At 65.6% G+C, this 12,371-nt stretch carries 15 protein-coding genes; 10 read left to right on the top strand and 5 right to left on the bottom strand.

The window, feature by feature from the left end:
* Positions 1-86 precede the first annotated feature (86 nt).
* Both ilvN and BG61_RS32130 read right to left on the bottom strand, forming a co-directional pair.
* Positions 87-578 (bottom strand): acetolactate synthase small subunit, encoded by a 492-nt coding sequence (ilvN, locus tag BG61_RS32135; RefSeq protein WP_035939651.1) that lies wholly within the window; start codon positions 576-578, stop codon positions 87-89.
* Positions 579-691: 113 nt separating this feature from the next.
* Positions 692-2,455 (bottom strand): acetolactate synthase 3 catalytic subunit, encoded by a 1,764-nt coding sequence (locus tag BG61_RS32130; RefSeq protein ID WP_035939649.1) that lies wholly within the window; start codon positions 2,453-2,455, stop codon positions 692-694.
* Between the two features lie 399 nt (positions 2,456-2,854).
* Here BG61_RS32130 and BG61_RS32125 point away from each other — a divergent pair, with 399 nt between their 5' ends.
* From BG61_RS32125 to BG61_RS32080, 10 genes are all read left to right on the top strand, one after another.
* On the top strand, positions 2,855-3,418 hold the full coding sequence (locus tag BG61_RS32125; RefSeq protein ID WP_035939647.1) for an RNA polymerase sigma factor: 564 nt from the start codon (positions 2,855-2,857) through the stop codon (positions 3,416-3,418).
* The gene (locus BG61_RS32120) at positions 3,415-3,873 is read left to right on the top strand and encodes a DUF3619 family protein (protein WP_035939645.1); all 459 of its coding nucleotides are present in this window, start codon (positions 3,415-3,417) and stop codon (positions 3,871-3,873) included. Before BG61_RS32125 ends, BG61_RS32120 begins: the two co-directional genes overlap by 4 nt.
* 18 nt (positions 3,874-3,891) lie before the next feature.
* On the top strand, positions 3,892-4,677 hold the full coding sequence (locus BG61_RS32115) for a DUF3106 domain-containing protein (RefSeq protein WP_035939643.1): 786 nt from the start codon (positions 3,892-3,894) through the stop codon (positions 4,675-4,677).
* A gap of 5 nt (positions 4,678-4,682) precedes the next feature.
* The gene (locus BG61_RS32110; protein WP_035939642.1) at positions 4,683-5,204 is read left to right on the top strand and encodes an RDD family protein; all 522 of its coding nucleotides are present in this window, start codon (positions 4,683-4,685) and stop codon (positions 5,202-5,204) included.
* 93 nt (positions 5,205-5,297) lie between these two features.
* Entirely contained in the window at positions 5,298-6,239 is a 942-nt protein-coding gene (locus tag BG61_RS32105; RefSeq protein WP_035939640.1) for a UDP-2,3-diacylglucosamine diphosphatase, read from the top strand.
* Positions 6,240-6,393: 154 nt separating this feature from the next.
* Positions 6,394-7,425 carry a glycosyltransferase family 4 protein gene (locus BG61_RS32100; RefSeq protein WP_035939639.1) on the top strand — a complete coding sequence of 344 codons (1,032 nt, stop codon included), beginning with the start codon at positions 6,394-6,396 and terminating at the stop codon, positions 7,423-7,425.
* A 230-nt stretch (positions 7,426-7,655) separates the two neighbouring features.
* Positions 7,656-8,165, top strand: coding sequence for a diacylglycerol kinase (locus BG61_RS32095; protein ID WP_051672932.1), 510 nt, complete (start codon positions 7,656-7,658; stop codon positions 8,163-8,165).
* A gap of 147 nt (positions 8,166-8,312) precedes the next feature.
* On the top strand, positions 8,313-9,044 hold the full coding sequence (locus BG61_RS32090) for a TetR/AcrR family transcriptional regulator (protein WP_035939637.1): 732 nt from the start codon (positions 8,313-8,315) through the stop codon (positions 9,042-9,044).
* Positions 9,044-9,628: an LOG family protein gene (locus tag BG61_RS32085; RefSeq protein WP_035939664.1), complete on the top strand. Its 585-nt coding sequence runs from the start codon at positions 9,044-9,046 to the stop codon at positions 9,626-9,628. The genes BG61_RS32090 and BG61_RS32085 overlap by 1 nt, the downstream gene beginning before the upstream one ends.
* Before the next feature lie 29 nt (positions 9,629-9,657).
* Positions 9,658-10,404 (top strand): SDR family oxidoreductase, encoded by a 747-nt coding sequence (locus BG61_RS32080; protein WP_035939636.1) that lies wholly within the window; start codon positions 9,658-9,660, stop codon positions 10,402-10,404.
* Here the strand turns inward: BG61_RS32080 and BG61_RS32075 are convergent.
* The 3 genes from BG61_RS32075 to BG61_RS32065 all read right to left on the bottom strand — a co-directional run bounded on the left by BG61_RS32075 (position 10,401) and on the right by BG61_RS32065 (position 12,353).
* On the bottom strand, positions 10,401-11,006 hold the full coding sequence (locus tag BG61_RS32075) for a DUF924 family protein (RefSeq protein WP_035939662.1): 606 nt from the start codon (positions 11,004-11,006) through the stop codon (positions 10,401-10,403). The genes BG61_RS32080 and BG61_RS32075 overlap by 4 nt on opposite strands.
* Positions 11,007-11,074: 68 nt before the next feature.
* The gene (locus tag BG61_RS32070; protein ID WP_035939634.1) at positions 11,075-11,806 is read right to left on the bottom strand and encodes an alanyl-tRNA editing protein; all 732 of its coding nucleotides are present in this window, start codon (positions 11,804-11,806) and stop codon (positions 11,075-11,077) included.
* Positions 11,807-11,915: 109 nt separating this feature from the next.
* Positions 11,916-12,353 (bottom strand): group II truncated hemoglobin, encoded by a 438-nt coding sequence (locus BG61_RS32065; protein WP_035939632.1) that lies wholly within the window; start codon positions 12,351-12,353, stop codon positions 11,916-11,918.
* Positions 12,354-12,371: the final 18 nt, after the last annotated feature.

The raw sequence follows: 12,371 nt of genomic DNA, 5'->3' as shown, positions 1-12,371 counted from the left end.
CGTCCTTGTCGTAGAAAACTTTCATGGTGGTTCCTTGAGTCCTGATTCGTTGAAATTTGGTCTTGCGTGGAACTGCTGGCGGGCGCTTACACCTTGAGGATGCGCTCGCCCCGGCCGATGCCGGAACTACCCGTGCGAACCGTTTCCAGGATCGCCGTGGCATCGAGGCCCTGAATGAACGCATCGAGCTTGTCGCTCGCGCCCGTCAGTTCCATCGTGTAGGTCTTTTCGGTCACGTCGATGATGCGGCCGCGGAAGATGTCCGCCATCCGCTTCATTTCCTCGCGTTCCTTGCCGACCGCCCGCACTTTGATCAGCATCAGCTCGCGCTCGATATGGGCGCCCTCTGTCAGGTCGACCACTTTCACCACCTCGATCAGGCGGTTCAGGTGCTTCGTGATCTGTTCGATCACGTCGTCCGAGCCGATGGACACGATGGTGAGCCGCGACAGCGAACTGTCTTCGGTCGGCGCCACCGTCAAGGTTTCAATGTTGTAGCCGCGTGCCGAAAAGAGCCCGACGACGCGCGATAACGCGCCCGGTTCGTTTTCCAGCAGCACGGAGATGATGTGTTTCATGATGTCGCGTTCCCGATATGTCCAGTGATTGAGCCTGTCCCGTCCGGCTGCGCGCGCCGCGGACGTCTTTTGTGAAGACGTCCGCGCGCGAGCCCTGGCGGGACAGACGACCGTTACAGATCTTCCGATCCGAGCAGCATTTCCGTGATGCCCTTGCCTGCCTGGACCATCGGAAATACGTTTTCGGTGGGATCGGTCTGGAAGTCGAGAAATACGGTGCGATCCTTCAGACGCAGCGCTTCCTTCAGCGCCGGCTCGACGTCGGCCGTCTTCTCGACGCGGATGCCGACGTGGCCGTACGCTTCAGCCAGCTTCACGAAATCGGGCAGCGCGTCCATGTACGAACTGGAGTAGCGCTTCTTGTATTCGATCTGCTGCCACTGGCGCACCATGCCGAGATAGCGGTTGTTCAGCGAGATGATCTTGACGGGCGTGTTGTACTGCTTGCACGTCGAGAGCTCCTGGATGCACATCTGGATCGAGCCTTCGCCCGTGATGCAGAGCACTTCTTCGTCGGGGAAAGCCATCTTCACGCCCATCGCCGCCGGCAGGCCGAAGCCCATCGTGCCGAGCCCGCCGGAATTGATCCAGCGGCGCGGCTTGTTGAAGCGATAGAACTGCGCCGCCCACATCTGGTGCTGGCCGACGTCGGAGCAGACGAAAGCGTTGCCGTCCGTCAGTTCCCACGCCTTTTCGACGACGTACTGCGGCTTGATGATCTCGCTTTCGCGGTCGTAGGCGAGGCAGTCCTTCGAGCGCCAGGCTTCGATGTCCTTCCACCACTCGGCGAGCGCCTTCGTGTCCGGGCCGTGCTCGGCGGTCTGAAGCTGCTCGATGAGTTCCTTCAGCACTTCCTTCACGTCGCCGACGATCGGAATATCGACCTTCACGCGCTTCGAAATGGAGGACGGATCGACGTCGATATGGATGATCTTGCGCGGCGAGGACGCGAAATGCTTCGGATCGCCGATCACGCGGTCGTCGAAACGCGCGCCGATCGCGATCAGCACGTCGCAGTTCTGCATCGCCATGTTGGCTTCGTACGTGCCGTGCATGCCGAGCATGCCGAGGAACTTCTTGTCGCTCGCGCGATAGCCGCCGAGGCCCATCAGCGTGTTGGTGACCGGGTAGCCGAGCAGATCGGCGAACTGGTTCAGCTCACGCGACGCATCCGCGAGGATGATGCCGCCGCCGGTATAGATATACGGGCGCTTCGCCGACAAAAGCAGTTGCACCGCCTTGCGGATCTGGCCGGAGTGGCCTTTCGTGACCGGGTTGTACGAGCGCAGCGAGACGGTCTTGAGCGGCTCGTACTTGCACGGCGCCTTGGACACGTCCTTCGGAATGTCGATCAGCACGGGGCCGGGACGGCCGGTGCGGGCAATGTAGAACGCCTTCTTGACCGTCGCGGCGAGATCGCGCACGTCCTTCACGAGGAAGTTGTGCTTCACGCACGGCCGCGTGATGCCGACCGTGTCGCACTCCTGGAACGCGTCCAGGCCGATCGCCGCGGTGGGCACCTGACCGCTGATCACGACGAGCGGGATCGAGTCCATGTAGGCGGTGGCGATGCCGGTCACCGCATTGGTGACGCCGGGGCCGGAGGTCACGAGGCAGACGCCGACCTTGCCCGTCGAACGCGCATAGGCATCGGCGGCATGTACCGCGGCCTGCTCGTGGCGCACGAGGATGTGCTGGATCTGGTCCTGTTTGTACAGCTCGTCGTAGATGTAAAGTACCGAGCCGCCGGGATAGCCCCAAATGAACTCGACGTTTTCGTCCGCCAGCGCGCGCATGAGCACGGTGCCGCCGATGGAATCAGCTTCGTGAGGGGGAGTCGTATCCGACGTGGAGAATTCCGCGCTGGGCATATTCATTCATCACCTTTCGAATTTTCGGCAAAAAATTGATCGGGTGCTCTCTGCCGGGCTTGTGGCTCGGGTTCAAGCGGCGCGTCTTGGTTTGACAGGCGTGCTTCTTGGGCTCGCCTCAAATTAGACATTCACTTTATGATGCGAGTCGGAAAAGATAGCCCGGAGCGTGACAGCGGTCAAGCAAAAAGTTGCCGACGCCCGGTCGAAACCCGCGCCGGATACCATTTGCGGACGGCCATATACCCGCCATCTACCGCCGTTTCTGGCTGGTATGAAGAAAAGAGGCCGAAAAATCAAAGCACCGCGTTCTTACCGGTGCGCGCAAAAGTTTGCTAGCATCCGCAGGTTTCTTAAAATCTCACGAACCCTTTCGACGCACTTTCGCTGCGCCGGCTCCCACGGATGGCATCAGACAAGGAACTCGCCGATTTTCTGGCGGGCGTCGAAAGACGCGCGTTCAAGCAGACGGTCTACACCGTGCGCGACGACGACGCGGCGCTCGACATCGTTCAGGATGCGATGATCAAGCTCGCCGAAAAGTACGGCGATCGCCCTTCTGCCGAACTGCCGCTCCTCTTTCAGCGTATCCTCCAGAATGCGACGCACGACTACTTTCGTCGCCAGAAGGTGCGCAATACGTGGGTGAGCCTTTTCTCGTCCTTCGGCAATGCCGACGACGACGAATTCGACCCCCTCGAAACGTTCGAATCCGAAGAAGGTTCCGTCGGCGCGGAGAGCAGCGAGAACAAGCTCGAGCGCGAACAGGTGCTCAACCTGATCGACGCCGAAATCCAGAAATTGCCGACACGTCAACGGGAAGCCTTTCTCATGCGTTACTGGGAAGACATGGATGTCGCCGAGACCGCCGCTGCAATGGGCTGCTCCGAGGGCAGCGTCAAGACGCATTGCTCGCGGGCGACGCACGCTCTGGCACACGCGCTGAAGGCGAAAGGGATCACGCTATGAGCTCCGCTCTCGAATCGAAGGAAAACGAGTTCGCGCTGAAAGTCGTTCGCGCGCTCGAAGAAAATACGTCGAATATGCCGGCGGGCGCCGTCGACAAGCTCGCCGCCGCCCGCCGCGCCGCGCTCGCGCGCAAGAAGCCCGAAAAGGTGCCGGTGGCCGCGCACGCGTTCACGCCCGCCTTCGCGGGTGCGCCGGCCGCGCACGCGGGTTCGCCCGACACGCGCGAAACCCGCGAAACGCGCGCGCGCTTCGGCCTCTTCAGCCGGTTCGGCCGGCTCGGGCTCGCCTGGCCTCTGCTCGCGCTCGTGATCGGCCTCGCCGGCATCGCCTACTGGGAAGACCAGCAGCGCACGGCCGAACTCGCCGACATCGACGCCGCCATGCTGAGCGACAATCTGCCGCTCGACGCCTACCTCGATCACGGCTTCAACGCGTACCTGACGCGCAATCACTAAAACAGCAGGAGCTCTCGGGTGAGTTACAAGCGCGGTCTCGCGATTGTTTTCGGATGCGCGATTGCGGGACTGGTCGCGTTCGCCGCGACGTATCCGCGCTTTTATTCGCCCGCAGCCGCCACGCGCCCCGCCGCCGCCGCACCCGGCGGCGCGAGTGCGAGCGCGAACGCCGGCGAAAGCCTGTTGCCGCTGGCCGGCCTGTCGTCCGCGAGCCCGCTCTCCTGGAGCCGTCTGACAGATGCGCAGCGCGCCGCGCTCGCGCCGTTCGCCACGCAATGGGACCGCTTCAGCGAGGAGCGCAAGCAGAAATGGCTGAAGATCGCGTCGCGTTATCACAAGATGTCGCCTGAAGCGCAAAAAAGGCTTCATCAGCGCATGGCCGAATGGACCCGCATGACGCCCGACCAGCGCAAGGTGGCGCGCGAGAACTATCAGGTGTCCAAGTCGGTGCCCGTGGAGAAGCGCGAGCGCGCGTGGGACGCCTACCAGAAGCTCTCCGAGGAGCAGAAGAAAAAGCTCGCCGCGAGCGAGCGCACGCGGCGCCCGACCGTCGTGAGCGCGCCGCCGACCGGCAAGACCGAAGTCAAGGACATCAATCGCCTCGTCGCGGCGCGCGAGCAGGGGCACGCGCCCGACGGCGCGGAACACCTCCCGGCCGCGTCGGGCCTGCCCGGCGGTGCGGCCGCGGGACAGCCCGGCTCCCAGCCGATGACCCCGCCCATCCCCAACGCCGCGAGCATCGTCCCCGCGACGCCGATTCCGGTGTCGCCGTCGCAGGCGCCTTCCGTATTCAACGGCTCGTGAGCGGCATGCCAGCGCCGCAGGCCGCCCCGTTCCCGGTCCCGCCGATGCGCGCCCCCGCGCTGCGCCGCCGGCTCGCGACGATGGTCTACGAAGGCGTGATCCTCTTCGGCATCGTCTTCATGGCGGGCTACCTCTTCAGCACGCTGACCCAGCAGCGCAACGGCCTCACGCACCACAACCTGCTGATGACGTGGATCGGCCTCGTGCTCGCGGCCTATTTCGTCTGGTTCTGGACGCACGGCGGCCAGACGCTGCCGATGAAGACCTGGCGCCTGAAGGTGGTCGACGCCCGCGGCGCCCCCGTCAAGCCGGCCCGGGCGCTGTTGCGCTACGTGCTCGCGTGGCTGTGGTTCCTGCCGCCGCTCGCGCTGCATCCCCTCTTCGCCCTCGCCGTGCCGCAGACGCTCGTCGTGCTCGCCGTCTGGGTGACCCTCTGGGCCACCGCCGTGTGGCTCGATCCGGCGCGGCAGTTCCTGCACGACCGCATCGCGGGAACGCGTATCGTCGCGGTGCAAAAAGCCGTCTGATGAAAGCCCCGTAATAAGAACTTCTCGTGACTGTCACGGCTCCGTCATGACCGCATGGCGCAATGCGCTTACTGCAACCCGACGCGCGAGCCTATGGCATCCAAATCGTCCGCGACCTTCCGACTGCGCCAGCCGGATCTCAGTGTCGATCCGGTCGCGTTCAGGCCCGACTCCCGAGCAGACTTGCCAGCCTTGCCGCAGGAACGCCTCGACGCCCACGGCCACGAACCCGCGCACGAGTCCGATCCGGACGACGCGCCCCACCGCTACCGCACCATCTGGCTGTCCGACATTCACCTGGGCTCCGGCGGCTGCCAGGCGCCTTACCTGCTCGATTTCTTGCGCCATAACGACTCCGAATACCTGTACCTCGTCGGCGACATCATCGACGGGTGGCAGCTTCGCAAGGGCTGGTTCTGGCCGCAGGCGCACAACGACGTCGTGCAGAAAATCCTGCGCAAGGCGAGGAAAGGCACGCAGGTCGTCTACATTCCCGGCAATCACGACGAAGCCGCGCGCCAGTTCTGCGACCTCGCGTTCGGCGACATCCACGTGCGCGGCGAAGCGTTCCACACGACGCTCACGGGCAAGCGGCTGTGGATCGTGCACGGCGATCTCTTCGACGGCGTGATCCAGCACGCCAAGTGGCTCGCCTACCTCGGCGACACGCTCTACACGCTGATTCTGCTGCTCAACCGCTGGTTCAACCGCGCGCGCACGCGGCTCGGCCTGAACTACTGGTCGCTCTCGCAGTACCTCAAGCACCAGGTCAAGAACGCGGTCAACTTCATCTCGCAATTCGAGCGCGTGATGACCGACGAAGCCCGCCGGCGCGGCTGCGACGGCGTCGTCTGCGGGCACATCCACAAGGCGGAGATCCGCGACATCGACGGCATTCTGTACTGCAACGACGGCGACTGGGTCGAAAGCCTGTCGGCGCTCGTCGAGACGCTCGACGGCGAGCTGAAAGTCGTCTACTGGACGGTCATGCGCTCGCCGGAGATGCGCGCGACGAGAGACCGCGCGGCCGCGTGACGCAATCAGGCCAGGCGCACGGCACGAAAGAACAGCCGGGCAGCCCAGCGGCGAGCGAAGAGAGGCACTGAGAGAAGCACCGCGAAGACCACCGAAAAGGGCGGGGCAGGCGCCGCCCCACGTCATTCAACCTTCATCCACCGGGCCAATTCCGATGAAGATCATGATCGTCACCGATGCATGGGAACCGCAGGTCAACGGCGTCGTCCGCACGCTGAAGAACACGTCGCGCGAACTCACGGCGCTCGGGCATCGCGTGGAGCTGCTCACGCCGCTCGAATTCAGCACCATCCCCTGCCCGACCTATCCTGAGATCCGTCTTTCGCTGCTGCCGCGGCGGCGCGTCGCGCGGCGCATCGACGAATATGCGCCCGACGCACTCCATATCGCGACCGAGGGCCCGCTCGGCATGGCCGCGCGCGCCTACGCGATACGCCACAAGCTGCCGTTCACGACCGCGTACCACACGCGTTTTCCGGAATACGTCAACGCGCGCTTTCGCATTCCGGTCCACCTGACGTACAAGTTCCTGCACTGGTTCCACGGGCCCTCGCAGGCGGTGATGGCGCCGACGCCCGTCGTCAAGAGCGATCTCGAACAGCACGGCTTCACCAACGTCGTGCTGTGGACGCGCGGCGTCGATCTCGACATCTTCCAGCCGATGGACTCGAAAGTGCTGAACACCGCGCGGCCGATCTTCCTGTACGTCGGGCGCGTGGCGGTCGAGAAGAACGTCGAGGCGTTCCTGAAGCTCGATCTGCCCGGCTCGAAGTGGGTGGCGGGCGAAGGCCCGGCGCTCGCCGAACTCAAGTCGCGCTACACGAACGTCAATTATCTGGGCGTGCTGTCGCAGCCGGAGCTTGCCAAGGTCTACGCCGCCGCCGACGTGTTCGTGTTCCCGAGCCGAACCGACACGTTCGGCCTCGTGCTGCTCGAAGCGATGGCGTGCGGCACGCCCGTCGCCGCCTATCCGGTGACGGGCCCGATCGACGTGCTCGGCACGGAGGGCCCCGGCGCGCTCAACGAGGACCTGCGCGAGGCGTGCCTGGAGGCGCTCAAGATCGAACGCGCCGACGCGCGCGCGTGGGCCGAGCGCTTCTCGTGGCGCGCGGCGTCAGAGCAATTCGCGTCCCATCTGAAGCCGCTCGGCACGCGCGAGGCGAGCCAGACGCGGGCGACCGCATGACGAGGCGCGCGCCGGCGGGCGCGCAAGGCGGCGCGGCGAGCCGCGGCACGGCTGCCCCGGCGGACGCGCAAGACCTCCGGGATGTGCGCCCTCGCGCCCCGGCGCACGACGACCGCCCGGCCGGCGACGGAGCGGCGCCCGAGCGCGGCACGCCCCCGGCCCGAGCCGGGGGCGAACGGCAAAGCGCCGGAAGCGAACGGCAACGCGCCGGCCGCGCTAACATCGGCGCCATGCGCGATCCCTTCAATGACGACCCCGACGACGCCGACGAGCGCGACGATCCGGTGAGCGGCCCGCAGCGCGCGGAGCCGCTCTCCCCCGACGACCCGCTCGCGCCGCTGCCGTTCAATCCCTACAAGGGCAATCGGGGGGTCACGCGCGCCTGGCACGCGATGAAGAACTCGCTCAACGGCTTTCGCGTCGCGATCCGCGAGGAAAGCGCGTTTCGCCAGGAACTGACGCTCGCCGCGATCCTCGTGCCGTGCGGGATCGCCGTGCCGGTCACGCCGGTCGAGCGCGCGGCGCTCTTCGCGTCCGTGCTGCTCGTGCTGATCGTCGAGCTGCTGAATTCGAGCGTCGAAGCCGCCATCGACCGCATTTCGCTCGAGCGCCACGAACTCTCCAAGCGCGCGAAGGATTTCGGCAGCGCCGCCGTGATGGTCGCGCTCGCCGTGTGCGTGCTGACGTGGGCGCTGATCGTCGGACCGCTCGTCTGGCACTGGCTCGCGCGCATCTCATAAAGGGTCCGGCATCGCGCGGAGGAGCCCGCGGCCGGACGGCCGAACGACCGGTTTATAATCGTCCGACATTCTCAAAAACAGCAACCGATCCGGGCACGCGACGCTTATCACGCGGCGATGCGGCCCGGACAACCAGGTCCGGACGACATGGAAGCCAAACCTCCCCGCCGCACCCGCGAACGGATTCTCGAGCTGTCTCTGAAACTGTTCAACGATATCGGCGAACCGAATGTCACGACGACGACGATCGCCGAAGAGATGGAAATCAGTCCAGGCAATCTGTACTACCATTTCCGCAACAAAGACGACATCATCAACAGCATCTTCGCGCAGTTCGAGCAGCAGATCGAAAAGCGGCTGCGCTTTCCCGACGACCACCGCCCGACCATCGACGAAATGTGGTCGTACCTGCAGTACATGGCCGATTTCCTCTGGACATACCGCTTCCTCTACCGCGACCTGAACGACCTGCTCGCGCGCAACCGCACGCTGGAGACGCACTTCAAGCAGATCATCACGCACAAGGTGCACTTCGCGAGCCAGTTGTGCGAGGCGCTCGTCGCCGACCAGGAAATGGTTGCGACGCCCGAGGAGATCAAGGTGATCGCGACCAACATCGGCGTGATCGCGACCTACTGGCTGTCATACCAGTACGTGATGAACCCGCGCAAATACAATGATCAGGAAGCGATCCGCGCGGAGTTGCATCAGGCGAGCCTGCACATCATTTCGGTGATGGCGCCGTATCTGCGCGGGCGTTCGCGCCAGCTTTTCGACGATCTCGCGTCCGGCAAGCTGCAAAAGCGCGAATTCGCCGATTTCCTGCCGCCGCGCGACGATGCCGCGCAAAAAACCGAAACACCGAAGGATTCACGATGATCAAGGCAGTCTGTGTGTATTGCGGCTCCGCCCCCGGAGCCAGGCCCGTCTATGCGGAAGCCGCGAAGGCGTTCGGCCGCGCGCTGGTGGAAGCCGACATGTCGCTCGTCTATGGCGGCGGGCGCGTCGGCCTGATGGGCCTCATCGCCGATGAAGTGCTCGCGAACGGCGGACGCGCCGTCGGCGTGATTCCGGAGCTGCTGCTGAAGAAGGAAGTCGGCCACACCGACCTCACGGAACTGCACGTCGTGCCCGACATGCACGAGCGCAAGAAGAAGATGGCCGACCTGTCGGATGCGTTCGTCGCGATGCCAGGCGGCGTCGGCACGTTCGAGGAACTCTTCGAGGTGTACACGTGGGCGCAGCTCGGCTATCACCAGAAGCCGGTCGCGCTGCTCGACGTGGACGGCTATTACGACCCGCTTCTCTCGATGCTGCAGCATACGGTCGAGGAAGGCTTCATGCGCCGCGCCTACCTCGACATGCTGCAGGTCGCCGCCGATCCGGCCGCGATGATCGACAAGCTCAAGCGCTACATCCCGCCGCTGCACGACAAGTGGGCCGAGAAACGCAACGCCGTCTAAAAATCGCAACAAGCAAGGAGACTCATCCGATGTCCAAAGTGATTCTGATAACGGGCGCAAGCCGCGGCATCGGCCGCTCGGCGGCGCTCCTCGCCGGTGCGCGCGGCTGGTCGGTCGGCGTCAACTACGCGAGCAACGCGGCGGCGGCGGATGAAACCGTCGCGGCAGTCAGGGTGGCGGGCGGCAAGGCCATCGCGATCCAGGGCGACATCTGCGACGAAGCCGCCGTCATCGCAATGTTCGATGCGACGCAGGAAGCGTTCGGCCCGCTCGACGGCTTCGTGAACAACGCGGGCATCGTCGCGCCCGGCTCGGCGCTCGCCGACATGGACATCGCGCGCCTCAAACGCATCTTCGATACCAACGTACTCGGCGCGTATCTCTGCGCGCGCGAAGCGGCGCGCCGCCTGTCGACGAAGCGTGGCGGCAAGGGGGGCTCGATCGTGAACCTGTCGTCGGCGGCGGCGCGGCTCGGCGCGCCGAACGAATACGTCGATTACGCCGGCTCGAAAGGCGCCATCGACACTTTGACCCTCGGGCTCTCGAAGGAACTCGGCCCGCAAGGCGTGCGCGTGAACGCGGTGCGCCCCGGCCTGATCGACACCGACATCCACGCGAGCGGCGGCAAGCCCGACCGCGCGGCGGTGCTTGGCGTGCAGACGCCGCTCGGGCGACCGGGCACGGCGGATGAAGTCGGGGAATCGATCGTGTGGCTGCTCTCAGACGCGTCGTCGTACGTGACGGGCGCGATCATCGACGTGGCCGGCGGCCGCTAGAACCCGCCGTGCTTCGCAAGCCAGGCCTCTTCCTCGGGACGCATCTCGCGCCCGAGGATGCGGTTGCGGTGCGGAAACCGCCCGAAGCGCTCGATGACCGCGGCATGTTTGACCGCGTATTCGAGATAGCCGCCCGCGCCCAGTTCGTCGCGTAGCGCCGTGAAAAGGCGCACGGACTCGCGCTGGCTTTCGAGCGTTTCGTCGTGCTCGAACGGCATGTAGACGAAATTGCGATGCTGCACGGTGGGCATGCGGCGGTCCTCGCCTGCCGCGACCAGCGCCTTCGCCAGCGCGAGCGCCTTCGCATCGCCCGCGAACGCGCGCGGCGTGCCGCGATAGCAGTTGCGCGACACCTGGTCGAGCAGCACGATCAGCGCCAGTGCGCCGAGCGGCGCGTTCGCCCAGTGGTCTAGCCGGCCTTCGTGCGCGTCCTCCAGCAACGTGCCGAAGCGCCCGGAAAGCTGTGCGTCGAAGGCGCGGTTTTTCACGAACCACGCCTTGCGCTCCTCCCCATACTCCGGCGAGCCGGGCACGCCGAACCAGGTATCGAGCAAGGCTTGCGCGCGGGGATCGAGCGGCACGGCGTCATTCATCGCCGCCATGCCCGGCTCGTTCGGCTCGTCCGGCTTGTTCAGTTCGTCCGGCTCGTGCGCCATGCCCGCCGCATCCTTCAGGCGAATTCCAGCACGAGCCGCCGCGTGCGCGCGCTCTTCTTTTCGAGCTTCGCCACGCGCAGCTCGCCGATCTCGCCCGTGTTGCGCACGTGCGTGCCGCCGCACGGCTGCAAATCGACGTTCTCGATGCGCAACAGCCGCACGCGCCCGAGCCCCATCGGCGGCTTCACGCTCATCGTGCGCACGAGTTCGGGCCGCCCGGCCATTTCATCGTCGGTGATCCATTCGGTGTGCACCGCGTGCGCCGCGCCCACGAGCTCGCGCAGCCGCTCTTCGACGAAATCGCGCTCGATCGGCTCGACGGTCGCGAAGTCGAGCCGCGCGTAATCGGTCGTGATGCTGCAGCCGTCGACCGGATACGGCAGCACAGCGCACATCAGATGGCTCGCCGTGTGCAGGCGCATGTGCCGGTAGCGGCGCGCCCAGTCGATTTCGGCGGCGACGCGCTCGCCCTGCGCAAGCCGCGCGAGCAGTGCCTCCTGCCCCGGCGCGGGCACGTGGACCGCGTCGTCGGGCGTTGCGCCCTCGAACTTCGCCTTGCGGGTGTCGGCGATGTCGATGCGCGTGCCGTCCGCGAGCGTGAGCGTGCCTGCGTCGCCCGCCTGGCCGCCGCCAAGCGGATAGAACACGCTCTGGTCGAGGTGGATGCCCTGCTCGTCGACGGCGGCGATCGTCGCCTCGCAGCGGGTCAGGTAGGCGTCTTCGCGAAAGAGTGCGCGTGTGCTCATGGGGTGGTGTCCTTGGCTTCGGGCGTGACCGGCGGGCTTGGCTGGCAAGTGTGACGCAGGCAGGCGAACGGCCATTGTGCCGACCATTGCGTCACCGGGTCGTGAAGAATCAACCCGGGCGGTTGCGCATCCAGTCGGCCGTATCGAAGAACGAGGTGAGGAGACGCTCGCGCAGCGGCTCGGCGAGCCCGACATCTTCCATCGCCCAGGCCATGCAGCGCAGCCACTGGTCACGCTCGCCCGACGCAATCGAGAACGGCAGGTGCCGCGCGCGCAGGCGCGGATGGCCGAAGCGGCTGATGTAGTGGTCCGGGCCGCCCATCCAGCCGCACAGGAACCAGAAGAACTTGTCGCGCGAACCGTCGAGGGTCGGCGGATGCAGCGCGCGGATGCCCGCGAACTCGGGCTCGAGGTCCATCAGGTCGTAGAAGCGGTCGACGAGCGCACGCACGCGCTCCTCGCCGCCCACGAGTTCGAACGCCGTGGGCGCCTGCGTGGCTTCGCCGCCGGCTTCACTGCTGGTCCTGCTGCTGTCTACTTCGCTCATACGTTGATCGGTCGGTGA

The sequence above is a fragment of the Caballeronia glathei genome, assembly GCF_000698595.1.
GTDB lineage: Bacteria > Pseudomonadota > Gammaproteobacteria > Burkholderiales > Burkholderiaceae > Caballeronia > Caballeronia glathei.
This window is presented reverse-complemented; position numbering and strand designations above follow the sequence as displayed.

Coding starts and splice junctions, on each gene's coding strand:
- ilvN (WP_035939651.1), bottom strand. CDS start 578: ATGAAACACATCATCTCCGTGCTGCTGGAAAACGAACCGGGCGCGTTA.
- BG61_RS32130 (WP_035939649.1), bottom strand. CDS start 2,455: ATGAATATGCCCAGCGCGGAATTCTCCACGTCGGATACGACTCCCCCT.
- BG61_RS32125 (WP_035939647.1), top strand. CDS start 2,855: ATGGCATCAGACAAGGAACTCGCCGATTTTCTGGCGGGCGTCGAAAGA.
- BG61_RS32120 (WP_035939645.1), top strand. CDS start 3,415: ATGAGCTCCGCTCTCGAATCGAAGGAAAACGAGTTCGCGCTGAAAGTC.
- BG61_RS32110 (WP_035939642.1), top strand. CDS start 4,683: ATGCCAGCGCCGCAGGCCGCCCCGTTCCCGGTCCCGCCGATGCGCGCC.
- BG61_RS32105 (WP_035939640.1), top strand. CDS start 5,298: ATGGCATCCAAATCGTCCGCGACCTTCCGACTGCGCCAGCCGGATCTC.
- BG61_RS32100 (WP_035939639.1), top strand. CDS start 6,394: ATGAAGATCATGATCGTCACCGATGCATGGGAACCGCAGGTCAACGGC.
- BG61_RS32095 (WP_051672932.1), top strand. CDS start 7,656: ATGCGCGATCCCTTCAATGACGACCCCGACGACGCCGACGAGCGCGAC.
- BG61_RS32090 (WP_035939637.1), top strand. CDS start 8,313: ATGGAAGCCAAACCTCCCCGCCGCACCCGCGAACGGATTCTCGAGCTG.
- BG61_RS32080 (WP_035939636.1), top strand. CDS start 9,658: ATGTCCAAAGTGATTCTGATAACGGGCGCAAGCCGCGGCATCGGCCGC.
- BG61_RS32075 (WP_035939662.1), bottom strand. CDS start 11,006: ATGGCGGCGATGAATGACGCCGTGCCGCTCGATCCCCGCGCGCAAGCC.
- BG61_RS32070 (WP_035939634.1), bottom strand. CDS start 11,806: ATGAGCACACGCGCACTCTTTCGCGAAGACGCCTACCTGACCCGCTGC.
- BG61_RS32065 (WP_035939632.1), bottom strand. CDS start 12,353: ATGAGCGAAGTAGACAGCAGCAGGACCAGCAGTGAAGCCGGCGGCGAA.